22 protein-coding genes are annotated in these 24,311 nt (G+C 35.7%); 9 read left to right on the plus strand and 13 right to left on the minus strand.

Going from position 1 to position 24,311, the window contains the following annotated elements:
• Nucleotides 1-6: 6 nt before the first annotated feature.
• Complete coding sequence (gene moaA, locus M1D66_RS16570) at nucleotides 7-1,020, minus strand: GTP 3',8-cyclase MoaA (RefSeq protein WP_086385927.1); 1,014 nt, start codon at nucleotides 1,018-1,020, stop codon at nucleotides 7-9.
• 323 nt (nucleotides 1,021-1,343) lie between these two features.
• Here moaA and M1D66_RS16575 point away from each other — a divergent pair, with 323 nt between their 5' ends.
• Nucleotides 1,344-2,036, plus strand: coding sequence for a Crp/Fnr family transcriptional regulator (locus tag M1D66_RS16575; RefSeq protein ID WP_000013865.1), 693 nt, complete (start codon nucleotides 1,344-1,346; stop codon nucleotides 2,034-2,036).
• Between the two features lie 136 nt (nucleotides 2,037-2,172).
• Here M1D66_RS16575 and narI read toward each other — a convergent pair whose 3' ends face one another.
• The 4 genes from narI to M1D66_RS16595 are packed head-to-tail and all read right to left on the minus strand — an operon-like array spanning nucleotide 2,173 to nucleotide 8,578.
• Nucleotides 2,173-2,862 carry a respiratory nitrate reductase subunit gamma gene (gene narI, locus M1D66_RS16580; protein ID WP_000969216.1) on the minus strand — a complete coding sequence of 230 codons (690 nt, stop codon included), beginning with the start codon at nucleotides 2,860-2,862 and terminating at the stop codon, nucleotides 2,173-2,175.
• 17 nt (nucleotides 2,863-2,879) lie between these two features.
• The gene (gene narJ / locus M1D66_RS16585; protein WP_016122390.1) at nucleotides 2,880-3,410 is read right to left on the minus strand and encodes a nitrate reductase molybdenum cofactor assembly chaperone; all 531 of its coding nucleotides are present in this window, start codon (nucleotides 3,408-3,410) and stop codon (nucleotides 2,880-2,882) included.
• 19 nt (nucleotides 3,411-3,429) lie between these two features.
• Nucleotides 3,430-4,905 carry a nitrate reductase subunit beta gene (gene narH / locus M1D66_RS16590; protein ID WP_000692668.1) on the minus strand — a complete coding sequence of 492 codons (1,476 nt, stop codon included), beginning with the start codon at nucleotides 4,903-4,905 and terminating at the stop codon, nucleotides 3,430-3,432.
• On the minus strand, nucleotides 4,895-8,578 hold the full coding sequence (locus M1D66_RS16595; RefSeq protein ID WP_000729087.1) for a nitrate reductase subunit alpha: 3,684 nt from the start codon (nucleotides 8,576-8,578) through the stop codon (nucleotides 4,895-4,897). Before M1D66_RS16595 ends, narH begins: the two co-directional genes overlap by 11 nt.
• Before the next feature lie 505 nt (nucleotides 8,579-9,083).
• Between M1D66_RS16595 and M1D66_RS16600 the strand changes: the two genes are divergently transcribed.
• The 3 genes from M1D66_RS16600 to M1D66_RS16610 are packed head-to-tail and all read left to right on the plus strand — an operon-like array spanning nucleotide 9,084 to nucleotide 13,485.
• Complete coding sequence (locus M1D66_RS16600; RefSeq protein ID WP_001135809.1) at nucleotides 9,084-10,046, plus strand: AAA family ATPase; 963 nt, start codon at nucleotides 9,084-9,086, stop codon at nucleotides 10,044-10,046.
• Entirely contained in the window at nucleotides 10,046-11,260 is a 1,215-nt protein-coding gene (locus tag M1D66_RS16605) for a DUF58 domain-containing protein (RefSeq protein WP_000827536.1), read from the plus strand. The genes M1D66_RS16600 and M1D66_RS16605 overlap by 1 nt, the downstream gene beginning before the upstream one ends.
• On the plus strand, nucleotides 11,257-13,485 hold the full coding sequence (locus tag M1D66_RS16610) for a transglutaminase TgpA family protein (RefSeq protein ID WP_000631795.1): 2,229 nt from the start codon (nucleotides 11,257-11,259) through the stop codon (nucleotides 13,483-13,485). The genes M1D66_RS16605 and M1D66_RS16610 overlap by 4 nt, the downstream gene beginning before the upstream one ends.
• A gap of 83 nt (nucleotides 13,486-13,568) precedes the next feature.
• Here M1D66_RS16610 and bsaA read toward each other — a convergent pair whose 3' ends face one another.
• Nucleotides 13,569-14,051 carry a glutathione peroxidase gene (gene bsaA / locus M1D66_RS16615; protein ID WP_000219434.1) on the minus strand — a complete coding sequence of 161 codons (483 nt, stop codon included), beginning with the start codon at nucleotides 14,049-14,051 and terminating at the stop codon, nucleotides 13,569-13,571.
• Nucleotides 14,052-14,274: 223 nt separating this feature from the next.
• On the opposite strand from bsaA, the gene M1D66_RS16620 reads away from it, so the two are divergent.
• The 3 genes from M1D66_RS16620 (at nucleotide 14,275) to M1D66_RS16630 (ending at nucleotide 16,072) form a co-directional block, all read left to right on the plus strand.
• Nucleotides 14,275-14,484, plus strand: a complete 210-nt coding sequence (locus tag M1D66_RS16620; protein ID WP_000844984.1) for a DUF3925 domain-containing protein — start codon at nucleotides 14,275-14,277, stop codon at nucleotides 14,482-14,484.
• Nucleotides 14,485-14,580: 96 nt separating this feature from the next.
• Nucleotides 14,581-15,552, plus strand: a complete 972-nt coding sequence (locus tag M1D66_RS16625) for an MBL fold metallo-hydrolase (protein ID WP_242554626.1) — start codon at nucleotides 14,581-14,583, stop codon at nucleotides 15,550-15,552.
• A gap of 85 nt (nucleotides 15,553-15,637) precedes the next feature.
• The gene (locus tag M1D66_RS16630) at nucleotides 15,638-16,072 is read left to right on the plus strand and encodes a hypothetical protein (RefSeq protein WP_001170913.1); all 435 of its coding nucleotides are present in this window, start codon (nucleotides 15,638-15,640) and stop codon (nucleotides 16,070-16,072) included.
• 56 nt (nucleotides 16,073-16,128) lie between these two features.
• Here M1D66_RS16630 and M1D66_RS16635 read toward each other — a convergent pair whose 3' ends face one another.
• Together M1D66_RS16635 and M1D66_RS16640 are read right to left on the minus strand one after the other, a co-directional pair.
• Entirely contained in the window at nucleotides 16,129-16,809 is a 681-nt protein-coding gene (locus M1D66_RS16635; RefSeq protein WP_000050669.1) for a DUF3600 domain-containing protein, read from the minus strand.
• Nucleotides 16,806-17,384: a sigma-70 family RNA polymerase sigma factor gene (locus M1D66_RS16640; protein WP_000650920.1), complete on the minus strand. Its 579-nt coding sequence runs from the start codon at nucleotides 17,382-17,384 to the stop codon at nucleotides 16,806-16,808. Before M1D66_RS16640 ends, M1D66_RS16635 begins: the two co-directional genes overlap by 4 nt.
• 208 nt (nucleotides 17,385-17,592) lie before the next feature.
• Between M1D66_RS16640 and M1D66_RS16645 the strand changes: the two genes are divergently transcribed.
• Nucleotides 17,593-18,579 (plus strand): quinone oxidoreductase family protein, encoded by a 987-nt coding sequence (locus tag M1D66_RS16645; RefSeq protein WP_086385924.1) that lies wholly within the window; start codon nucleotides 17,593-17,595, stop codon nucleotides 18,577-18,579.
• A gap of 29 nt (nucleotides 18,580-18,608) precedes the next feature.
• Nucleotides 18,609-19,247 (plus strand): zinc dependent phospholipase C family protein, encoded by a 639-nt coding sequence (locus M1D66_RS16650; protein WP_000535624.1) that lies wholly within the window; start codon nucleotides 18,609-18,611, stop codon nucleotides 19,245-19,247.
• Between the two features lie 45 nt (nucleotides 19,248-19,292).
• Here M1D66_RS16650 and M1D66_RS16655 read toward each other — a convergent pair whose 3' ends face one another.
• The 5 genes from M1D66_RS16655 to M1D66_RS16675 form a co-directional block, all read right to left on the minus strand.
• A complete protein-coding gene (locus M1D66_RS16655; RefSeq protein ID WP_086385922.1) occupies nucleotides 19,293-19,676 on the minus strand; it encodes a VOC family protein in 384 nt (127 codons plus the stop codon).
• 54 nt (nucleotides 19,677-19,730) lie between these two features.
• On the minus strand, nucleotides 19,731-20,540 hold the full coding sequence (locus M1D66_RS16660) for a sugar phosphate isomerase/epimerase family protein (RefSeq protein WP_086385921.1): 810 nt from the start codon (nucleotides 20,538-20,540) through the stop codon (nucleotides 19,731-19,733).
• Nucleotides 20,541-20,758: 218 nt separating this feature from the next.
• Nucleotides 20,759-21,928 (minus strand): DEAD/DEAH box helicase, encoded by a 1,170-nt coding sequence (locus M1D66_RS16665; RefSeq protein ID WP_000588613.1) that lies wholly within the window; start codon nucleotides 21,926-21,928, stop codon nucleotides 20,759-20,761.
• Nucleotides 21,929-21,947: 19 nt separating this feature from the next.
• Nucleotides 21,948-22,475: a hypothetical protein gene (locus M1D66_RS16670; protein ID WP_000460219.1), complete on the minus strand. Its 528-nt coding sequence runs from the start codon at nucleotides 22,473-22,475 to the stop codon at nucleotides 21,948-21,950.
• A 90-nt stretch (nucleotides 22,476-22,565) separates the two neighbouring features.
• Entirely contained in the window at nucleotides 22,566-24,254 is a 1,689-nt protein-coding gene (locus M1D66_RS16675) for a formate--tetrahydrofolate ligase (protein WP_324659588.1), read from the minus strand.
• Nucleotides 24,255-24,311 lie beyond the last annotated feature (57 nt).

Raw genomic sequence — 24,311 nt, forward strand, 5'->3', positions numbered from 1 at the left:
CTTTCGCTATCCACCAATGTAAGACATTTCAACTTTTGGACGTTTACTTGTACTTTCAACTGTTCTTTCATCTGAATATCGATCTGTTCTATATCGCCATGTATGTTGTAAAATTTTTAATAATGAGGCGTCAGAAATATTTTCTCGAAGAAGCGTTCGCAAATCCGTTCCTTTCGCTCCAAATAGGCACGTGAAAAACTTGCCGTCTGCCGAAATACGAGCTCTCGTACAAGAAGAACAAAATGACTCAGAAACAGAAGTAATAAATCCAACTTCTGCATTACTCCCTACATATCGATACAATTTCGCAACCTCTCCAAAATAACGAGGCTGAGCGGGCTCAATTGGATATACACGATTAATTTTCTCTATTAATTGTTCCTTCGTAATGACTTCTTCAAAATTCCATCCGTTTGTACTGCCTACATCCATAAACTCAATGAAACGGAGCTGAATTTCTTGTTCTTTAAAATAACGAGCCATATGAAGAATTTGACTATCATTCATCCCTTTTTTGACGACCATATTTACCTTTACTTCTAATCCAGCAGCATTTGCTGCTTCTATTCCTTTCAGTACAGGTTTTGTACTTACATTTCTTCCGTTAATTTTTTTGAAGACATGGTCCTCTATCGCATCTAAACTAATATTTACACGTTTTAATCCCGCGTCTTTTAGCGCCTTAGCTTGTTTTGCTAAATGAATTCCGTTTGTTGTGAGCCCAATATCTTTTAAGCCTTCTAGCTTTGCAAGTCTTCCAATTAACTTCGGTAAGTCTTTACGCAATAAAGGTTCACCGCCAGTAAGCCTAATTTTATTAACTCCCATACTTATAAATAATCTCGCTAACCTTTCTATTTCATCAAATGTTAATAAACACTCTTCCTGTAAAAAAGCATAATCAGGTCCGAACACTTCAGCAGGCATACAATATGTGCACCTAAAATTACAACGATCAATAACTGAAATGCGTAAATCTTGAAGTGGCCGCTTTAAAGAATCTTTCATGTTCTCGTGCATCTATATCCCTTCTTTTCTGCTGCAATCCTTAGTAAGCTTTCATTTTTTTATTTGCCTTTATTATAAAAAAGAAGCTACATATTCAATGTGACTTTTCTCACATTACTTTCCCCATTCAAAATTTTTTCACAAATCCGTTCGAATTTTGTTCACATCTTTAATCTCATCTACTTTGTCTATTGAATTTTTCAAACTAAAACTGAAAATCTCTTCCCCTTACGGTCATTGAAATTTCAATTTATTTTTAAAATAGCTCTTGCATTTTCATCATATTTACACTCAAAATAGGAAATGTATTGCTTATAAGAAGAAAGGTGATCACTGTGGCAAACAGTATGACATTATCTCAAGATTTAAAAGAATTACTTGCATCTGTTGAATATAAAATGCAGATAAAAAAAGGTAGTTTTATTTTTCAAGAAGGTATGGAGGCAACAGAGCTCTATATCATCCACTCAGGAAAAGTACAAATTAGTAAACTAAGTGCTGACGGACAAGAATTAACACTTCGAATTTGTTCAGAATATGACATTATTGGAGAATTAACATTGTTCACGGACAATGCGAAATACTTATTAAATTCAAAATGTCTTGAGGATGTGGAAGTAGGCGTTATAAAGCGTGAAGCGTTAGAAAAAGCATTACTCCAAAAACCTGCACTCGTATTTGAATTTATGAAATGGATTAGTGAACATTTAAGAAGAATGCAAACGAAGTTCCGAGATTTAGTATTACACGGCAAAAAAGGTGCCCTGTATTCTACCCTTATACGAATGACAAATAGTTACGGTATATTAAAAGAAAATGGGATTCTCATCGATTTACCATTAACAAATCAAGAACTTGCTAATTTCTGTGCAACTTCACGTGAAAGTGTAAATCGAATGTTAAATGAATTAAAAAAGCAAGGTACAATTTCAATTCATAAAGGAAAGATTACAATCCACGATTTACAATTTTTAAAATGTGAAATTGCTTGTGAAGATTGCTCTGCTTCTGTTTGTAGCATTGATTAGCATCTTATTTAGATGCTAATCTTTTTTCAATTTAAGCTATTTATTAACGGTTATTCCCTATGTAAACAAAAACGAGGCCTTCCATATTAGACCTCGTTTCGTTTTAACCATTAGCTCCTATCCGTTTACAGCAGTATTATTTTTTCAACTCATTAGGAATACGTCTTCTGTAAATTACATAACTACGGCTTACATATTTAATTGGGGCACTAAATACATGTACTAGTCTTGTAAATGGCCATACTGCGAATAAACCCATCCCTGCAAGAATATGAATTTTAAACCATACTGGTACTTCCATCATATATTCAACTTTCGGTTGGAAAATAAAGAGACTTCGGAACCAAGGGCCAATTGTTGTACGATAATCAAATCCTTTTGAATCGATATTTAAAAATGTTGAAGAAATTCCTGCTAACATTACGATAAGTAATAAAATAAGCGCAATATAATCTCCCTTTGTACTCGTTGCAATGATACGTTTTACAGTTACGCGGCGGTAAGTTAATATAATTAAACCGATGATAGAAGCAACACCTGCCGGAAGCCCGAAACTAATTGCCATTATGTGATACGTATGCTCAGAAATACCTATCGAACGGTATACAGCTTCTGGAATTAAAATCCCCATAACATGACCGCCAATTACGAACATAATCCCAAAGTGAAATAATAGACTTCCGATTCGGAGCATTTTCTTTTCTAATAGTTCACTAGATTTTGATGTCCATCCAAATTGATCATAGTTGTATCTAAAAATATGTCCACCGATAAAGATTGCAAAAATGATATAGGGAAACAATACCCATAGAAATTGATCCATCATTTTAACAACTCTCCTTTCTAATTTGTCTGTACACCCCATGTATCGATAGCGAGTAGAACAGCCGCAAGAATTGGTTCATACATACTACCTGCTTCTTTTAACTGAACGTGTAATGCTTGGATGTTTTCCTTGTATTTACTCATAATTGGTTCACTGTCTATCTCATTTGCATTTGCAAAAAACTCAAGCAATAGCGGTAAATAATCAGGTAATTCTTTATCTGTTACTTCAAAACCAGATTTTTTATAATGCTGTTTTAACTCCAGTAATTCAATACCTCTTTCTCTTTGTTCACCAGTGTTCATATAAGTAAGATACATATTTGTTTTCTTACCAAAATCGAATGTATATACGTAACTATCAATGAGTTGATCATTCGTTTTATTTAGCGCTTGTTTTATAAAGGCTGTAAGTGATGCTTTAACTTCTTCCTTTTCTATCGTTTCAATCTCTTCTTGCAATTCAGTTACAGCTTCTCTCCACCCTAGTTCAGGATAGGAGAGAAGAAAAGAAGAACAAGAAAAAGCAGTTTGTAAACTTTGTTTCATATTTTTCTGCCCCCTTTATTTAAGAAATTGTCATACAAGAGCCTGGACCACCTGCGAATGCTAAACCACAGCTTCCTTGTTCACTATATAAATCTGCAACTTGTTCTCTGTGAGATGTCGGGATAACAAAACGATCTTTATATTTTGCGATAGCAAGAAGACGATACATATCTTCTACATCCTGTTTCGTTAAGCCAAGTTCTTTTAATACAGCTTCATTTGGTTCTTTATTAATTTGCATTGCTCTCATATGCGTTCGCATAACAGCCATTTTTTTCAATGTAAGACGAATATGTGATTCATCTCCTGCAGTGAGTAAATTCGCTAAATATTGAATTGGAATACGCATATTATCGATAGCAGGGAAAATCTCTTCTGCTTTCCAGTTACTTCCTTTCCCTTCCACCATATTCATAATTGGACTAAGCGGCGGGATATACCAAACCATTGGCATTGTACGATACTCTGGGTGAAGAGGTAGAGCAATTTTCCAATCGATAATCATTTTATAGATTGGTGACTCTTGTGCCGCTTTAATCCATTCTTCAGGAATGCCTTGTTTTTTCGCTTCAGCCGCCACTTCTGGATCATTTGGATCTAGGAAAACAGTAAGCTGAGATTCATATAAATCTTTTTCGTCTTCAACAGACGCTGCTTCTTTTACTTTATCAGCATCATATAGCATTACCCCAATATATCTGATACGTCCTACACATGTTTCTGAACAAATTGTTGGCATACCAGCCTCAATACGTGGGAAACACATTGTACATTTTTCAGCTTTATTCGTTTGCCAGTTAAAATACACTTTTTTATATGGACAAGATGATACGCAGAATCTCCAAGCACGACATGCATTTTGATCCACAAGTACAATCCCGTCTTCTTCACGTTTATACATTGCACCAGATGGACAAGATGATACGCACGATGGATTCATACAATGTTCGCATATGCGTGGTAAATACATCATAAAGACGTTTTCAAAATCAGTTTTAATTTCTTCTTCCATTTTCTTTACGTTCGGATCTTGTAATCCTGTTATATGTCCGCCTGCTAAATCGTCCTCCCAGTTTGGACCCCATTCAATTTTGTCGATAAATTCGCCTGTAATTGCTGATTTCGGACGAGCAACTGGTTGATGCTTACGCTGTGGGCTATTTGTTAATGTTTCATAATCATAATTCCAAGGTTCAAAGTAATCATCAATTGTTGGTTGATCTGGATTGTGGAAAATGTTCATAAGACGTTTCATTTTCGAACCAGATTTCAGCTGAATTTCACCATTTTTCAATTCCCAGCCTCCTTTATATTTCTCCTGATCTTCCCATTGCTTCGGATAACCAATGCCAGGTTTCGTTTCTACGTTATTGAAATACATATATTCAGCACCTGGACGATTTGTCCAGGTGTTTTTGCACGTTACGCTACAAGTATGGCAACCGATGCATTTATCTAGGTTCATAACCATTCCGACTTGTGCTTTAATCTTCAAGCCAATCTACCTCCTTCAGTTTGCGAATTACAACGTTTAAATCGCGCTGGTTCCCAGTCGGACCATAATAGTTAAATCCATAACTTAATTGACCGTATCCACCAATCATATGTGTTGGTTTAACGTGAATTCGAGTTGGACTATTATGCGTTCCCCCCCGGTTACTTGTTAATTTCGTACCAGGTACGTTAATATGACGATCTTGCGCATGGTGCATAAACGCCATTCCTCTCGGTATACGATGCGTTACAACAGCACGCGCTACAACAACACCGTTACGATTAAAGCACTCAATCCAATCATTATCTGCAACACCCGCTTCAGCAGCGTCCTCTTTATTCATCCAAACAGTTGGACCACCTCTAAATAGCGTTAACATCGGTAATGAATCGAAGTACATACTATGAATCGACCACTTATTATGCGGTGTTAAATAGTTTAGTGTAATCTCTTTCCCTTCTACTTCGGGCCGTGATTTACGGAACGGTTTATGTTGCAGAATTGGTTTAAATGTTGCCATCGTTTCACCAAATTCTTTCATCATGTCATGGTCTAAGTAGAAAGATTGTCGACCAGTTATCGTTCTCCAAGGGATAAGACGTTCCACATTTGTTGTAAACGGTGAGTAACGGCGTCCACCTTTTTCTGAACCTGTAAATGCTGGAGAAGTAATTACTGTTTTCGGCTGTGCTGTAATTTGTTCGAATGTGAAGCATTCCTCTTCACGTTCTTCTGCTAAATCACGTAATTTTAGATCTGTTTGTTTTTCAAGTGCTTCCCATGCTTTTACTGCCATATGACCGTTTGTTGTAGAAGATAGTGTTAATACCGCTTCAGCAGCATTGATTGCTTCTTTGATGTCTGGGCAACCTTTCGCGATAGAATCCGTTCGAACAACTCCTAATTTGCTCTTTAATTGCTCATATTCTTTTTCCGCAGACCAAGAGATCCCTTTCGTACCAATCGGTTGTTTTCCGACATTCGGTCCAAGCGCAGTCATTTTGTCATAAATCGTTTTATAATCTCTTTCGACAACATGAATTTGTGGCATCGTTTTACCCGGGATTGGTTCACATTCACCTTTACTCCAATCTTTAATCTTGCCAAGTGGTTGCGCTAATTCTTGCGGTGTATCATGAAGAAGTGGTGTTGCAACAACTTCTTTCATTGGTTCAAGATCAATTTTCTTCGCTAAATCTGACACAGCTTTAGAAAGTGAAGTGAAAATGTCCCAATCAGAGCGTGCTTCCCACGGTGAACCGATTGCTGGATTAAAAGGATGCACAAATGGATGCATATCTGTACTACTTAAATCATGTTTTTCGTACCAAGTTGAAGCTGGTAATACGATATCAGAATACAGTGCTGTTCCAGCCATACGGAAATCTAAATTAATAAGTAAATCAAGCTTCCCTTCTGGTGCTTCTTCATGCCACTTAATTTCTTCTGGTCGTAATGAATCACTATCGTCATTCATTAATCCGTTTGTTGTACCTAGTAAATGTTTTAAGAAATATTCGTGCCCTTTACCGGAACTTGAAATTAAGTTCGCACGCCATACGAATAAGTTGCGCGGGAAGTTATTTTTGTTATCTGGATCTTCAATCGCAAATTTCAGTTCTTTTTCTTTTAGTTTTTGTGCAACGTATTTTCCGATTTCTTCTTGTGTTGTTGCACCAGCAGCAACAGCTTCTTTATATAGTTCAATTCCATTTTTCTCAAATGTAGGATAAGAAGGTAACCAACCAAGTCGCGCCGCTAAAACGTTATAATCACCGTGATGTTGATAACGAGAGTTTCCTTCCACTGGTGATGCTAAATGTCCAACTGGTGTATCTTCATAGCGCCATTGATCTGTTACGAAATAGAAGAAAGATGTACCATTTTGTAATTTTGGTGGCCCTTGCCAATCTTTTGCCATCGCGATTGTTTGCCATCCTTCTGCTGGTCGTAATTTTTCTTGCCCAACGTAATGCGCCCAGCCACCGCCGTTTACACCTTGTGCCCCAACGAGAAGTACAAGATTTAAAACGGCGCGATAAATCGTATCAGAGTTAAACCAATGGTTAATACCAGCTCCGACAATAATCATTGAGCGACCGTTCGTATCAACAGCATTTTGTGCGAACTCACGAGCGATTTGAATAATAAGCTCACGTTTTACTCCTGTCATTTTCTCTTGCCATGCAGGTGTAAACGGAACGTCATCATTGAAGTCTTTCGGCTCTTGTCCGCCAAGCCCTCGGTTCACACCGTAATTTGCTAACGTTAAGTCGTATACAGTTGTAACGAACACTTCGCCTTCTTCTGTCATAACCTTTTTCACTGGAATTGTACGTTCTAATACTTTGTTTCCATCATCAGAGAAGTACGGAATTTGTACAGTTCCAATCGATTCTTCCATTCCAAGTAAAGAAAGACGTGGATCAATCTTTTCACCTGTTTCTTCATCTTCTAAACGCAAGTTCCATTTCTTTTCGTTATCCCAACGTGAGCCCATTGTGCCATGAGGTGTTGCAAAATCATTCGTGTTCTCGTTCCAAAGAACAGGTTTCCATTCTCCTAACTTCGTTTCGCGTCCAATATCAGCAGCGTTTAAGAAACGATCAGCAACGAATTGATCTCCCTTTTGTTTCAATGTGACAAAGAAAGGAAAATCAGTATATTGCTTCGCATACTTTGTGAAATATTCCACTTGATTATCTACGTAAAATTCTTGTAAGATCACATGCCCCATTGCCATCGCAAGTGCACCATCTGTACCTTGTTTCACACTAATCCAATCATCCGCAAACTTTGTAGATTCAGCGAAGTCAGGACTGACAGAAACGACTTTCGTTCCTTTATATCGAACCTCTGCTAAAAAGTGAGCATCTGGTGTTCTCGTCATCGGTACATTTGAACCCCATGTCATAATGTAACCAGAGTTATACCAGTCACTACTTTCTGGTACATCTGTTTGATCGCCCCAAATTTGCGGAGAAGCTGGTGGTAAATCTGCGTACCAATCATAAAAACTAAGCATTGGTCCACCCATAAGTTGCATAAAGCGGCTGCCTGCAGCATGACTTAACATCGACATAGCTGGAATTGGTGAAAAGCCAACATTTCGATCTGGCCCGTATTTAATTACTGTATAAAGTAGAGAAGCTGAAACGAGTTGTAATACTTCATCCCAATTCGCACGAATAAATCCACCTTTACCACGCGCCTGCTTATACTTACGTGCTTTTTCAGGGTTTTCCACAATACTTTTCCAAGCATCTAGTGGTGACTCGTTATTTTGTAGTTCCTCTTGCCACATACTCCAAAGAACACCACGTACATACGGATATTTCACACGAAGTGGACTATAAATGTACCAAGAAAAACTTGCTCCACGTGGGCAGCCTCGCGGTTCAAAATCTGGCATATCAGGACCTGTCGTTGGATAATTAAGCTCTTGCCCTTCCCACGTCACAATTCCATCTTTTACATATATATTCCAGCTACATGAACCAGTACAGTTCACGCCGTGTGTAGAACGAATTACTTTATCATGCTGCCAACGCTTTCTGTACACATTTTCCCATTCGCGATCTTCATATGTTTCTTGTGTATGATTATCGTTATAACGATCTATTGGTGAAAAATATTTTAAACGTCTCATTAGTGCTGAAGGTTTTTTCTTCATACTGTTCACTCCTTTAATACGTCTCTCTTACATACCCTTACTATAAGAGAGGTTGTAAAATACAGATGTGACATTTCGCACAGTTCAAGAGATTGTCAAAAATTCAGTAGAAAATAAGTTTGTGAGAAAATCTTGTGTTCCGTTGTGAAGATTATGGTTAATCTTAATTATTAGGAGAATGGTATTTTGAGGTATCGACTATTTTGCAAAAGAAAAAGAGTTTTGATATTATTTCAAAACTGCCATAAGGAAAAGAGTATAAATTGTATGTAAAAATATTTTTCCTAATGTTATTATTTTATATCGAGTCTTATTTTACATAAAACTACAAATCATTATTTACTGTATTGCCCTTAGTTACGGAAACAATTATACTAGATGTAATCGAAATAAATAATCTGAATATTCTCAGAATTTAAGGTAGAAGTTTTACTATCTACATATAGAATTAGAAATATGTCCACTAAATTGATTAGAAAACGATAATAACATTAGGAGGATTACGATGCCCCAGCTTGATTCATTACATCCCACTGTAGAAAAAATAATCAATAATATTGAAAAAATAATGGTCGGAAAACGAAAAGAAACAATCTTAGCTTTGACAGCTCTCTTAGCTGAAGGTCATGTGCTATTAGAAGATGTTCCTGGTGTCGGGAAAACAATGCTAGTACGTGCTCTTTCTAAATCCATTGATGCTGATTATAAGCGAATTCAATTTACACCTGATTTATTGCCGTCAGATGTAACAGGAGTTTCTATTTATAATCCGAAAGAGCTCCAATTTGAGTTCAAGCCTGGACCAATTATGGGGAATTTTGTACTTGCTGATGAAATTAATCGTACATCTCCAAAGACACAATCTGCTTTACTTGAATGTATGGAAGAAGGCAATATTACAATAGATGGCATTACAAGACCTTTACCAAAACCGTTCTTTGTCATGGCTACACAAAATCCGGTCGAATATGAAGGAACATATTCTCTACCAGAAGCTCAGCTCGATCGTTTCTTATTGAAACTAAAAATGGGATATCCTACACCAGAGGAAGAATTTGAAATTTTAAACCGGATGGAAAAAACAAATCCACTCTCTCAATTACAAACCATTACTACAATACAAGAATTACTTTATTTACAACAAAGCGTACGGGTAGTAAGTATGGACAAAGCAATTAAGCATTACATTGTAAAGCTTGTTAATCAGACTCGTACGTACAGTTCTATACAGTTAGGTGCAAGTCCACGTGGCTCGATTGCTTTAATGAAAGCTTCACAAGCTTATGCATTTATCCATGGCAGGAATTATGTTATTCCAGACGATGTTAAATTTTTAGCTCCTTACGTTTTAGCACATAGACTCATTCTAAAAATGGAAGCAAAATTTGAAGGAATAACTGGCGAACAAGTTATCGCAAAAATCGTTGCACGAACTACCGTGCCTAATCAAAGGACGATGAACCCTTGATGAAACGAATGCTGCGAGCGCTATATCACGTTATGAAGTTATTGCTACTCCCTTTATGCCTAGTCTTAACATTTATGTACGCTATGTTTCAAGGCGGGTTTGTCAGTTGGTTTTTGTTTTACAGCATAATTCCCATTGCTCTTTATTCGCTACTACTCCCCTTCTACGCTTTACGGGACGCTGAAGTAAAACGAATAACAAACCAAAATGGATATGTAGTAGGAGAACAATTTGTAAGCACGATTACAATAAAAAGAAAACTTCCTTTCCCCTTACTTTATTTAGTTATAGAAGATGAACTGCCACCACAATTTATAAGTTGTAAACAAACAAAGATGAATAAGGTAGTACTCTTCCCAGGATTGAAACGAAATATTTCGTTTCAATATGTTATTGACACAATCCCTAGAGGCGAGCACACTTTTTCAAGCGTTCGTGTCAAAACTGGCGATTTATTCGGTATGATAGAGAAAGAAGTAACTTTTTCAGTTCCAGATACATTTTTAGTCTATCCCCAGTATGTAGATATAGCATATCGACAATTGGAAAATCATTTCGAACAAGGAGCGCTTTCAGCAAATATAAATTCAGCAAAAGACTCTACAATCTCTGTCGGTGTCAGAGACTATAAACCTGGTGATCGCTTTTCATGGATTGATTGGAAAGCAACTGCACGAACAAACAATATTATGACAAAAGAGTTTGAACAGCAGCGCAGCCATAATGTCATGATATTCATAGACAGAACCGAGTCTCCTCTATTCGAATCAGTCGTCACATTTACTGCCTCTATCGTAAGGGCTGTCTTGAAACAAAATTCACCAGCATCATTCGTGTCTATCGGAAAAGAACAAACTATCTTCCCTTTAGACAATGGAGATACGCAGTTACAACAAATTCTTTGTCATTTAGCAAAAGTGCAAGCAGACAGTGTATTCCCGCTCTCCCAGAGTGTAGACATGGAACTAAGAAAAATTTATGAGCCCGTCACGGTTATACTCGTGACCAGTAATCTTTCTCCCGATATTCAAAAGGCGGCTGATTGTGCTGCTATAAAAAATAGAAAATGTATGGTTTTTGTCGTGAAAGAAAAAGCGAATCAACTTTCACACCGAGAAATCAGTATAATAGAAACTCTAAAAAAACGACAAATATTTGTAAACACGGTTTATGAAAACCGGTATACAAACGTGTTTTTTGAGGTGAGCAAATGATAACATTACAAACAAAATACAAGTGGGATACGAACAGATTCTTTATGCATGCATGTGTATTTCTTCTTTTACTAGAATGGCTAAGACCTCTTATAGGTATTACAAATGTAGGTAGATTAGATATTTTCGTAACATTTATAGGAATTTGCTTCGCTCTCTCTTTTTTTCAGACGAGGTGGCAGATTCCAATAAAAATTGTCACAGTCCTATTTATCATTCATTCCCTATATTATAAAAATGCTTTTATAAATCCATCTTGGCTAACAACATTCTTTTCTGATATGTCTCGAAATTCCTCCCTATTTTTCCAAGGGAATTTACTAGATATTTCTCCAGTTTTTCCGACGGTTTTATTTTTTCTCTCATTTTGGTTTTTGAGTTCTTTCACTTCATTTTGGATTATTCATAAAAAACGTGGGTTTCTATTTCTTGTATTGACTATTATTTATATCGCAACTTTTCATAACTTACATTTATACAATGCAAACTACGCTATTATTCGAACTGTTGTCATCGGATTTTTTATGCTTAGTCTTCTTCAAGTAGAACGAATAAAAGAGCGTGAACACTTACAAAATTATGCTAGGGAAATCTCTAAATTACTTAGACCACTTACAATATTTATTGTATTATTAGCAACCATCGCATACTTTGCTCCAAAATTTGGCCCTCAATGGCCAAACCCAATGGATTTTTTAAAATTCAACACATCTGAAGCAAGTAAAGAAAAAAAAGTTTCTACAATTGGGTATGGTTTAGATGACTCACGATTAGGTGGTCCTTTTAAGGCGGATCCTACAATTGTTTTCACAGCACGAACGCAAAACAAACAATATTGGAGAGTCGAAACGAAAGATTTTTATACCGGAAAAGGCTGGGAGGTTTCTGAAAATCCGAAAAAGGTTTCTTTTAAAAATAAAAACGACGTCGTAAGCTGGTACGAACAAAATACAAAAACGGAAACGACTGAGGCAACAATTACCATGCAAAAAAGTTACCCTCACCTTACCTATCCAGCAGGATTAGTATCAGTTAAGGCTTCTTCTGATGTATCATACAGTGTTGACCCGTTTTCAGAAAAAATTTATACAATGAATGGAGACTCTTCTACTACTTTACATTCGTATAAAGTAACATATGAGATCCCTGAGTTTTCCATAAAAAACTTGAAAGCTGTAAAAACAAATGAAGGTCAAGAAACAAATCCTTATTTTATGACAAAGTACACACAACTTCCCGAGTCATTACCACAGCGCGTAAAAGACTTGGCTATCAATCTTACAAATGATAAAGACAACCGATATGATAAAGTATTAGCTATTGAAAATTACTTCACAGACAACTCTTTTACATACGAATCAACGAATGTCTCATTCCCTGCCAAAAGCCAAGATTATGTAGATCAATTCCTTTTCGATACAAAAAGCGGCTACTGTAATAATTTTTCGACGTCTATGATTGTACTACTTCGTTCTGCCGGGATTCCAGCTCGCTGGGTGAAAGGCTATACAGAAGGAACTCTTGACAATACACTTGCCTCTGCAGAAGGTGAGGATGTTTATACAATCACGAACGATAACGCACACTCTTGGGTCGAAGTATATTTCCCAGAATACGGATGGATTCCATTCGAACCGACAAAAGGATTTACTAATCCCTATAATTTTATAAATAATACGCCTGCTCCTATTTCACAAAATAGCGAAGCAAATAATTCTAATAACGAGCAAATACAACAACGAAATAATAAAGCAAAACTTAAAAGTTTAATAGAAAATACAGAAGAAGCTTCTACTAAAAAGGTCACAAATTCTAAAACTAGTTTTTCTTGGTGGTACGTATTCCTCTCTACGATACTAATTAGTATTATAGGATACATTCTCTTCACCACTAGAATGAAATGGATGACATTTCTTATTATTCATTTCTATAAATACCGAAAAAATGATGCTGTTTATCAAAAAGCTTACGGTGCACTTTTAAAACAATTTGCGAGAATTGGCATACCACGGAGTGAAAGTCAAACATTCCGAGAATACGCTCTCCATATCGATACACTTTACAACTCGGCCGATATGCAACAACTTACTGCCAGTTATGAGAACGCTATGTATAAACAGGAGCAGGCTGCAGAAGAATGGAAGAAATCTGTACACTTATGGGAAGTGCTTATGAAAAAAGCAGCTTCTCTGCCTAAATCAGATGGCTTTGATACAGTTATTTAATCTTGAAAATGTGAGTTTAAAGAAAACGTCTCAAAGAACTACATTGTTCTTTGAGACGTTTTTTAATAAAGTGAAACTCCTAATTATTCTCCAAGTACCTTCTCAATCTCAACTTCTAAATCTACCGGCTTCGTCTGCGGCGCAAAACGCCCTACTACTTTCCCGTCTTTTCCGATTAAAAACTTCGTAAAATTCCATTTCACTGCTTTCATACCGAGTAAACCTGGTGCTTGTTCTGTCATGTATGTATATAAAGGATGAGCCTTATCACCTTTCACATCAACCTTTGCAAACATCGGGAAGTTTACACCGTAGTTTAATTCACAAAAACTAGTAATGTCCGCTTCTGTACCTGGTTCTTGTCCCCCGAATTGGTTACAAGGGAATCCGAGTATTTCGAGTCCCTGGTCTTTATATTTATCATACACCTCTTGTAATCCTTTATATTGTGGTGTAAAACCACATTTGCTAGCTACATTGACAATAAGAAGTGCTTTTCCTTCGTAATCTTTTAACGATTTTTCTTCACCTGTAATTGTTTTAGCTGAAAAATCATAAACTGTCATTGTCTTTGCCCCTCTCTTCATTATCATTCTATGTTTATACTATACTATATTCGTGAATATACAACTCTTATTACGTACTTATAAGATATAATGATAGCGCTTTATTTCCATTCAAAATTCGACACATACCACTAGACTTTTATGATGGAAAGTTTTACAATTGAAATGTGAACAAAATGTGACAGTTTATATTCCATTATAAAAGAAAAGGATGGTGTCCATTATGAAAACTGCACAACATGAAACGATTTCAAATCGCGAGTTTTATTTCGTACTATATATGATGTTATTGTATGTTACTGGCTGGGTAATCGATGTAAATGGTTTATTCTTAAGCTCCTACTTTAATTTAGCAGGAGAAATTATGCTTCCATTAGTAGGCGGGATTGTTGGACTGTTCATTATGTCTATTAATAAACAACAAACGAAATAATAATATTACAAAAAGGCAGAAGACGAGCTTTCGTTTTCTGCCTTTTTTCTATTTTAGCGTATAATAGAAACATGCAGTATATAAGGAGTGGTAAATATGAAAAAAGTAGAGCAATTATCTTCTCACCTATATCTTATTGATGATTTCGATTTACAGCATAATGAACGAACAGGTACGTATGTTTTATTAGGTGACGATATTACTTTAATTGAAACTTGTGCAGCCCCTTCTCTTCCGTATATTTTAGACGGCTTACAACAATTACATATTGATTTAAACGATGTTAAAAACATTATCGTTACACATGTGCATTTAGATCACGCTGGCGCAGTTGGTTTAATGATGGAACAGTGTCCAAATGCTACGTTATATGTGCATTCTCGTGGTGCTCGTCATATGATTGATCCAACAAAACTTATTTTAGGTGCAAAAGCTGTCTACAAAGAAGATTTCGATAAACTCTTTGACCCAATTCTTCCAATTGAAGAAGAACGTGTTCATATTGTACAACATGGTGATACGTTAAAAATTGCAAAAGACCGCACCCTTACATTTTATGATACACCAGGACATGCGAAGCACCATATTAGCATTCACGATTCATTAACAAACGGGATTTTTACTGGCGATACAATTGGAATTTATTATAGAGAACTCGCAGACCTTGGTGTAGAACTGTATCTACCATCAACGTCCCCTTCACAATTTCAACCAGATGCGATGATTGCTTCTAAAAATCACATTCAAAGTATGGATGTAGATACTATTTATTTCGGGCATTATGGTGCATCATCCAATGTTACAGAAGTATATAATCAACTGGAACATTGGCTACCTATTTTCGTTCAGACTGGTAAGGAAGTCTTTGAAAAGTATAATGATTTCGATGAAGCGACTAAAGCTTTACAAACTTTGTTAATGGATAAAATCTCTTCTCATCTTACAAAGTTAAACGTTCCATCAGATCATTCCGTTTATAATATTTTACATTTAGATATAGAAATTAGCGCAATGGGTATTATTGATTATTTCACGAAGCAAGAAAAAGCAAACTCCACTATTAACTAACAGTAAAAGAAGAGATATACAACAGTAGTTATTGTATATCTCTTCTTTTTTTGAATATATTTTGAGTAAAGGATGGTGGAATATAATGCAAAAATTGATGCTATACCTCTGCTTCACATTATTTATCGTCTTATTATTATTTGTAGGAGTAAAAATTCAATTTTATTTAGATACAGATGCACAAGTGAACTTTAACGTTTATCCAAGATTATTCTACTTTACACTCTTCCCTCTTATAGTTGGCATTTTATTACGATTCCTTCAATCTATTAATCGCGAAACGAGTAAACAAAACTGGAGCTTTCAACCGGATAAATTTATTGCTATTACAGTGCCTACACTATTCATTTCCTTTTCCCCAGCACTACTCTTTTCACCACTTGCCGAATACCTACCTTATTTAGTTAATATTATTCTAATAAATACAACTTTTGTTACGATTATTAGTTTAATAGCTGGTTATTCCCTTTTAGATTGTTTTATACAAAAGGATCATGCAACGATGAAAAAATATAATTGAATACTTTATTTTCTTTCAATAAAAAAAGCTCGAAGCTAAAGCTTTGAGCTTTTTACTTATCGCACCTTTTCATTTACATACTCCATAAACTGCTCTGCTTTAATAAATCTTTCTTTGTACGCCTCAGGTACTTCTTCTACTTTCATTCCACCAGTTGATTTTGTCTTCACTTGTACTATTTCATATGTCATTAAAGCTTCCACATAGCGATCAAACTCTTCTTTTGTTAATATCTCTTTACTAGATTTATGACCATTTAGTTTATCAAAGTATGGTTGAAGGCTCATACTTACCTTTTTCATTTCTGCTCTTTTTCCTGGTGATAATTCATCATAATCAATATTACCGTTTGAATCTCCGTACGCAAGCTTTGCATTAGTTAATTTTTTCAGTTCTTTTGTAAACTCTTCATATTCCTTTGCACCCATTTCATCTTTCGCTTCTGATAATTTTGCATTAAAACGCATATACGTTTCTAATGTCATTGCTCCGGCATGTTTTTTTAAATTCTCAAAAGATCCATATATACCATCCGCCATAATAGATTGATACGCAAAACCTGTCGTCGGGATTAAAAGAGCTGCTGCAAGTACTCCTGCGATAAGGCGTTTCTTCCTCTTACTCTCGCCGTGCTTCATTTTTATTTGCACGATTACTTTTTCTTTTAAATCCGGCGGGGCAACAATACCCTTTGCTTCTTCTTGTATAGATTCCCTAACTCTACAATCTAAACTCATTTCACATTCCCTACCTCTCCTAAAAAAATTTCTTCTACTTGCTCTTTTTGACGTAGTTTCTTTAATGCCGCATGAATTCTAGATTTCACTGTACCGATTGGAATATGTAATATTTGTGCTACTTCTTCTTGTGAATAATCGTGTAAGTATCTTAAGATAATAACTTGTTTCAATTTATACGGTAATTTATGAATGAGTTCGATTAGTTTTTGGTTTGATATTTTACTTACAACATCGTTAGAAAAATCAATTTGCACTGGCTTTCTTTGCTCTTCTGCTTTTTTTATAATTCGTAGTCGCATCCACCTCTTTCTTCTATAAGAATGAATTTGTTTAATCGCAAGCCCAATTAGCCAAGGGCGAAATGGCTTCTCGCTATCATATTTACGAAGCGATTCATATAGCTGTATGTATACTTCTTGAACGACATCATCTACATCCGTTTTATCTTCAATTAAAAAATGTGCTGTTTTATATACTTCTTGAATCGTTACATCATACAATTCGCTATACGCTTCTTTATTGCCTGATAAAGTTAATTGAATTAAATGTGCGTAATCTATTTCATCCTTCATATTCCAGTCCTCCTTTGTCTTACACTATATATTGGCAGGTAATTCATATTTCGTTCGATTTTTCCGAAAAAGTTTTTTATATAAATTAATATAATGATCCACTGAGTTCATAAGCTTCACTTATAACCACACATAACTATTATATAATTTTCCAATTTCTGATAAAGATTTAAAATAATTTATATAGTCAAATTTAGGAGGACATATAATGAAAGCTATCGTTGTAACGTCGTTCGGTGGTCCTGAAGTGATGAAATATACAGATTTTGATATACCGGCTATTTCAGAAGATCAAGTTTTAATTCGCGTAGTTGCTACTAGTGTAAATTTCGCTGATATTAAATCACGTTATGGTAAAAAAGGAAATAAAGCACTACCTTTTATTCCAGGTATAGATGCCACTGGTATTGTAGAACGTGTCGGTTCTCATGTGAAAAATATTCACCCTGGACAACGTGTCATTACTTTTCCTCAAAATGGATCTTACGCAGAATACGTTGTTGCAAATGAAAATCTTACTTTCGTATTACCCCATGAAGTTGACTTTCACACTGCAGCCGCTTGTCCGATCGTATCTTTTACAAGCTATAATTTACTCGCAAATGTTGCAAGGATTCAAAAAGGTGAATCTGTACTCATTCATGCAGCTGCTGGCGGGATTGGTACTACCGCAATTCAATTTGCAAAACTATTAGGGGCTAGAACAGTTATCGGTACTATCGGAAGTGAAACGAAAAGAAAAATCGCTTTAGATGCTGGAGCTGATTATGTTATTTGTCATCAAACTGAAGATTTTGTAGAGAAAGTCAATGAGCTGACAAACGGAGAAGGAGTGAATATTATTTTGGACTCTATTTCTGGAACTGTTTCTGAAAGAAGTTTAAACTGCCTTGCTTTTTACGGTCGCCTCGTTCATTTCGGTAATGCTAGCGGTGAAATTGGTAACTTTCAAACGAAAGATTTACATGCAAGTTGCCGCTCTATACTCGGTTTTAGCTTTGGAACCACACGAAAAAAGCGTCCTGAACTGCTCCAAGAAACTGCAAATGAAGTTTTCCGTTATTTGCGTGACGGACGTTTACAAATTAAGGCTACGAAATCTTTTCCACTTCAAGATGCAGGGAAAGCACATGAATGGGTCGAAAGTAGAAAAAGTACAGGGAAAGTAATACTAACTGTTCAGTCCTCTTCCTGAAATGAATACTGGAAACAGAGGTGGCATTCATGGGATCACGAATTATGCATGTTATTATCGCTAACGGTATTGCTGAGAAACTATCTATTCACGATAAGACTTCTTTCTTACTTGGAGCTGTAGCCCCTGATGCTGTTCATTCAAAAAAAGAAAAAGGAACCTCACATTTTTATGACGGTACAACGAAGAACTATACGAGAAGAATAGATTATGATTCATTTTTTCATAAATATGAATCACATATAGATTCCCCATTTATTTTAGGCTATTATACCCACCTCATTGCCGATGATAATTGGCTAAGTGGATTTTTTCTACCTTGGCTAAAAAATAGAATAGAGAATGACGAAACTATCGCACCCCTGTACTATAACGATTTTAAATTGTTAAATGCAAAGTTGCTTCATCATTACGATCAAGAACAACAGCTTTTCTCTCTTCTCAATCAAGAGGCTCACATTGTGGATATTGAAGAGGTTTCTAAAGAAAACGTTTTAGAATTTCGAAAGTATCTTTTTGAAGATATGTTATATCCAAAGCAACATTTGCATGAAGACTTACAAGTATTTACGTTTGACCAAATCGTGGGCTATATTGAGACAGCTATTGAAAAAGGAGTATTTTTTATTAAACAACTCTCTAATGAAAAATCCACTTCAAAAATTTAATCCCCCTCCAATATATTTGAGGGGGATTTTCACATAGCAATATTATTATTGATTCTTCTCCATAACCGCAAAATAATTCCCTTCGCTATCAGCAAAGTTAAATACTTTACTAGAAGGCATAGTTACCATTTCTCCAACAGTAACATTTTTATTTGTTAAATCTGTATATAATTGATCAAGATTTTCTGAGAAGAACATTAAGGACGGTGTACCAAGATTCAATTCTGGGCTCATTTTAGAAATAACTTCTTTATTATGTAATATAATGCTCGTTTCTGCACCGTTAGTCGGAGCAATTTCAATCCATCTCATTCCTTGTTTATTATCTTCCTCTGCTACTACATGAAACCCTACCTTTTCCGTCCAAAAATTTACTGCCTCATCTTGATTATTTACATATAACATAATTTGTCCGACCTTATGAATCATTTGTATTCCTCCTATTGTTTTTATATTCTATGTAACTTTCTACAGATGCTATCGTTATTCCTTTTGAGTTGGTATGTACTTCTTTGCAAAATTTATCGACTGACTCATCCCATCCAGTTCATCAAAATAATCATTTCTTTCAATCATGTTATATCCGTCGAATCCAATTTTATCTAATACTTTGAAGAATATATCGAAATCTACTTCACCATTCCCTGCTGCGACTTCAATATACTTACTTGAACTATCGCTTTTCACCTTTGTACAATCTTTAATATGAGTTTGTACTATATAATCTTTTAATAGTAATAAACCTTCTCCCGGATTTTCATTTACATCACTTATTAAATTTGCTGGGTCAAAGTTAACAGCTAGTCCTTTCGAGTTTGCAGTTTCTAAAAATCGTTTTAATACTATTGCTTTTTCAGATCCCGTCTCAATGGCGAAGAATCCTCCAAATTTGAACGCTAATTCCCCTATCTCATAACAAACACGTAGCATTTTATCATAGTACTCACTATTTTCATCATCAGGGATTTTCCCAATATGGGCTGTTACTACGTTAGCTCCTAACCCTAACCCTTTATCAGTAATATATTTAAAACTCTCTATTACACATTCAGCTTCAGTTCCTATTATTCCATTTTCTCCGAAGCTAATTGCTAATGATGGGACTTGAATCTCATTAAAAGATAAGTTTTCTTTTAATGTATTCCATTGTATCTTTGAGATGTTAGCTAAGTTGAAAGTCGGATTCATAGCATATAATTGAATATATTCTAAATCCCATTCCCTTGCTTTTTGTATTCCTTCGTTTACTTCAATATGTTTCGTATTTAAAAACATTCCTAATTTCCTATCCATATGTGTACCTTCTTTTTATTATTTCGTGTCAGTTTAATATTCGACTTTTTTTATATTATTTCCTCGTATAAACCAAATAAATAAACTACCCTTTTTTCGATACTCCCAGTAGAAGCATATATATGATAGGCACATTAAAAACACTAATACAATTCCCATTATCGCTTGTTTACAAACAAAAAAGACGTAACTACAAATAGTTACGCCTTCCCTATCATTTATCTAGGCTTTTTCTTCCCAGTAAATGCTGGTTTCTTTTTCTTTGGTGCTTTCGGTTTCGTTTCTACAAATGATCCCTTGAACATTTCTTGCTTCGTAAATACGATGCCTAGTTTTTTCGCAAATTGTAGTAATTTACGCTCTTCTTGTGGTGTTACAAGAGACACGACAGTTCCTTCTTTACCCATACGTCCAGTACGTCCTGAGCGGTGAATATATTGGTCTACTGTGTCTGGTAACTCTAAATGAATTACGTGTGTTAAATCGTCAATATCGATACCGCGCGCTGCAATATCAGTAGCAAGTAGAATTTCTAATTTCCCTCCGCGGAAAGCACGCATTGTCGCTTCACGCTCTTGTTTACTTGCTTCTGCATGAAGAGCTGCTGCTTTCATTTTACGGAATTTCAATTTCTCAGTAATTTCATCTAAACGGAATGGGTCGTTTAAGAACGCAACTGCTTTTACATCGCCCATATGCATAATTCTTCTTACGTAATCATTTTTTTCGCGTCGCTCACAAATGATATACGTATGCTCAACTAAGCTTTTTGATTCTGCACGTGTTACACGTACTAATTGTGGTTCCACTGCTAAATCACGTGCCGCATCTTCTGCCGCTTTTGTCATTGTCGCCGAGAAGAATACTAATTGACGATCGCGCATCGTTGATTTAATTACATCTTGCACTGCGCCCATCATTTTTTGCTTTACAATTTGATCAAACTCATCAAATACAATTGTTTTTACTTCATGCATTTTTAGCTTTTTCATACGAATTAATTCTAAAATACGGCCTGGTGAACCGACAATTACTCTTGGGTGTTTCTTTAATTTTTCAACTTGGCGCTTAATATCTGCACCACCAATTAAAGATGCACCTGAAATTTCAGTTCCTGCTGTAAACTTTTGAACCTCTTCATGAATTTGCATTACAAGTTCACGTGTTGGCGCTAAAACAACAACTTGTGGCTGTTTTACTTCAGGATTAATTTTATGTAAAAGGGGTAATAAGTACGCTAATGTTTTTCCTGTTCCAGTTGGAGATTCAGCTATAACGTCTTGTCCTTCTAAAATAGTTGGAATCGCTTGTTTTTGAATTTCAGTTAACTCTTTAAAACCAGCCTTCTCCCAAGCTTGTTGTAAAAATGGTTGCATATCTTTTATCATTTGTTTTTCTCCTTTATCTCTATTTTTGAAGAAAATGCTGTATTGTTCGCACCGTTTCTATCATGTGTGAAATAACAGCTATTAAATCATCAACATGGTCTTCTGTAATCGCTTTTTGAAATAGAACCTCTACCTTATTATGATATGAAATCGCTTGCTTATTATATTCGTATGAAACTTTCTGCATAATCATTCTTTCTTTTCCCCATATAGAACGCATTAATGTTTCAATTTCTTCGCATTTTACTTCTGGTTGTTCTAACGGGAATGAAAATGCTAGCTTCATTTCACAACCTGGTGTAAACTGAGGCACTTCTAGTATTTCACCAGACAAGTTCTTTGCATCCACAGATAATGAAAATGTTGCTTCTACTAATGGTTCAAACGGTTCTGTTAATTGAAATGAGATATGATATATACGACTTAATGAAGCAAGATCCATCATATCTTTTCGATCTGTTACAAGAATATCTCCATGTAGATCAAAATCATACACAGCACCTTCTACGATTACTTTTAAATTGTCAAAAGCAGTTGGATCAAACATAATTTCCTCCAAAAAACAGGCGCCTTTCGATGGAAAGGCGCCACTTGATGTATATATAGTTTACAGATAAACGAGATGAATTACAACCTTTTAGAATAAACCTACTGCTTTTCCATCTTCATTTACATCCATTTGAAGTGCTGCTGGCTGTTTTGGAAGACCTGGCATTGTTAACATTGTACCTGTTAACGCAACGATAAAGCCTGCACCGATAGATGGTTTTAACTCACGAATTGTAACGATAAAGTCAGATGGACGACCTAATTTTGTTGCATCGTCAGAAAGAGAGTATTGTGTTTTCGCCATACAAACTGGTAGATTACTCCAACCTTCTCCTTCATATTGAGCTAATTGCTTACGTGCTTTCGGAGCAAATTCAATATCTTTTGCGCCATATACTTTTTGAGCAATTGTACGAATTTTTTCTTCTAATGGTAATTCTAATTCATAAAGTGGTGCGTAGTTGTTTTCACCTTTTTCGATTTTTTTTAGTACTTTTTCAGCAAGGTCAACTCCGCCTTGGCCACCTTTCTCCCAAACTTCTGTTAAGGATACTGCATAGCCACGCTCATTACACCACTCTTGTAAGTATGTAACTTCTGCATCTGTATCTGTAATGAATTTATTAATTGCAATTACGAAAGGCACTCCAAAGCTTTGAATTGTTTCAACATGCTTCTGTAAGTTTTCCATACCTTTTGCTAATGCATCTACATTTTCTTCTTTTAATTGATCTTTTGCTACGCCACCATGCATTTTAAGCGCACGAATCGTCGCAACAATAACAACTGCTTCTGGTTTAATGCCAGCTGCACGAGCTTTAATATCTAAAAACTTCTCAGCGCCTAAATCAGCACCAAATCCAGCTTCTGTAATAACATAATCACCTAATTTTGCTGCCATTGTCGTAGCGATAACACTGTTACAACCGTGAGCAATATTCGCAAATGGTCCACCATGAATAATAGCTGGTGTATTTTCTAACGTTTGTACTAAGTTTGGTTTTAATGCGTCTTTTAATAATAGTGTTAACGCACCTTCTACACCTAAATCTTTAACCGTTACAGGTTGATTTGCAAAGTTATAAGCAACTACGATGCGAGATAGACGCGCTTTTAAGTCTTGAATATCTGTTGCAAGGCAGAACACGGCCATAATTTCAGATGCTACTGTAATGTCAAAACCGTCTTCACGTGGTACACCTTGTACAGGTCCACCCAGACCAATTACTACGTTACGAAGGGCACGATCATTTAAGTCAACACAGCGTTTCCAAACAATTTTACGCGTATCAATTCCAAGTGTGTTTCCTTGTTGGATATGATTATCAATAAACGCTGCTAATGCGTTATTGGCAGTTGTGATCGCATGGATATCTCCAGTAAAGTGAAGGTTAATGTCTTCCATTGGTACGACTTGTGAAAAACCGCCACCTGCTGCTCCACCTTTTAATCCCATCGTCGGTCCAAGAGATGGTTCACGAAGTGCAATTACTGTTTTCTTACCAATTTTGTTAAAAGCTTGACCTAAACCAACTGTTACTGTTGATTTACCTTCTCCAGCTGGAGTTGGGTTAATCGCTGTTACTAAAACAACTTTACCGTCTTTCTCATCTTGTAAGCGCTTAAAAATATCAAGAGATAACTTACCTTTATAATGCCCGTATGGCTCTAATTCATCTTCTAAAATATTTAAATCAGCTGCAATTTCTTGAATCTTCTTCATACTCGCTTCTTGTGCGATTTCAATATCGGATTTCACTGTTGTAGTAGTTGTCATATACCCTAGTCCCCCTTTAATTGGTTCTGATGATATTGTATCAGTTTTTTGTATTTT

This window comes from Bacillus sp. PK6-16, assembly GCF_056530295.1.

Excerpts from the sequence above, each read along its gene's own strand:
- moaA (WP_086385927.1), bottom strand. The coding sequence starts at position 1,020 with ATGCACGAGAACATGAAAGATTCTTTAAAGCGGCCACTTCAAGATTTA.
- narI (WP_000969216.1), bottom strand. The coding sequence starts at position 2,862 with ATGATGGATCAATTTCTATGGGTATTGTTTCCCTATATCATTTTTGCA.
- narJ (WP_016122390.1), bottom strand. The coding sequence starts at position 3,410 with ATGAAACAAAGTTTACAAACTGCTTTTTCTTGTTCTTCTTTTCTTCTC.
- M1D66_RS16595 (WP_000729087.1), bottom strand. The coding sequence starts at position 8,578 with ATGAAGAAAAAACCTTCAGCACTAATGAGACGTTTAAAATATTTTTCA.
- M1D66_RS16600 (WP_001135809.1), top strand. The coding sequence starts at position 9,084 with ATGCCCCAGCTTGATTCATTACATCCCACTGTAGAAAAAATAATCAAT.
- M1D66_RS16605 (WP_000827536.1), top strand. The coding sequence starts at position 10,046 with ATGAAACGAATGCTGCGAGCGCTATATCACGTTATGAAGTTATTGCTA.
- M1D66_RS16610 (WP_000631795.1), top strand. The coding sequence starts at position 11,257 with ATGATAACATTACAAACAAAATACAAGTGGGATACGAACAGATTCTTT.
- bsaA (WP_000219434.1), bottom strand. The coding sequence starts at position 14,051 with ATGACAGTTTATGATTTTTCAGCTAAAACAATTACAGGTGAAGAAAAA.
- M1D66_RS16620 (WP_000844984.1), top strand. The coding sequence starts at position 14,275 with ATGAAAACTGCACAACATGAAACGATTTCAAATCGCGAGTTTTATTTC.
- M1D66_RS16625 (WP_242554626.1), top strand. The coding sequence starts at position 14,581 with ATGAAAAAAGTAGAGCAATTATCTTCTCACCTATATCTTATTGATGAT.
- M1D66_RS16630 (WP_001170913.1), top strand. The coding sequence starts at position 15,638 with ATGCAAAAATTGATGCTATACCTCTGCTTCACATTATTTATCGTCTTA.
- M1D66_RS16635 (WP_000050669.1), bottom strand. The coding sequence starts at position 16,809 with ATGAGTTTAGATTGTAGAGTTAGGGAATCTATACAAGAAGAAGCAAAG.
- M1D66_RS16640 (WP_000650920.1), bottom strand. The coding sequence starts at position 17,384 with ATGAAGGATGAAATAGATTACGCACATTTAATTCAATTAACTTTATCA.
- M1D66_RS16645 (WP_086385924.1), top strand. The coding sequence starts at position 17,593 with ATGAAAGCTATCGTTGTAACGTCGTTCGGTGGTCCTGAAGTGATGAAA.
- M1D66_RS16650 (WP_000535624.1), top strand. The coding sequence starts at position 18,609 with ATGGGATCACGAATTATGCATGTTATTATCGCTAACGGTATTGCTGAG.
- M1D66_RS16655 (WP_086385922.1), bottom strand. The coding sequence starts at position 19,676 with ATGATTCATAAGGTCGGACAAATTATGTTATATGTAAATAATCAAGAT.
- M1D66_RS16660 (WP_086385921.1), bottom strand. The coding sequence starts at position 20,540 with ATGGATAGGAAATTAGGAATGTTTTTAAATACGAAACATATTGAAGTA.
- M1D66_RS16665 (WP_000588613.1), bottom strand. The coding sequence starts at position 21,928 with ATGATAAAAGATATGCAACCATTTTTACAACAAGCTTGGGAGAAGGCT.
- M1D66_RS16670 (WP_000460219.1), bottom strand. The coding sequence starts at position 22,475 with ATGTTTGATCCAACTGCTTTTGACAATTTAAAAGTAATCGTAGAAGGT.
- M1D66_RS16675 (WP_324659588.1), bottom strand. The coding sequence starts at position 24,254 with ATGACAACTACTACAACAGTGAAATCCGATATTGAAATCGCACAAGAA.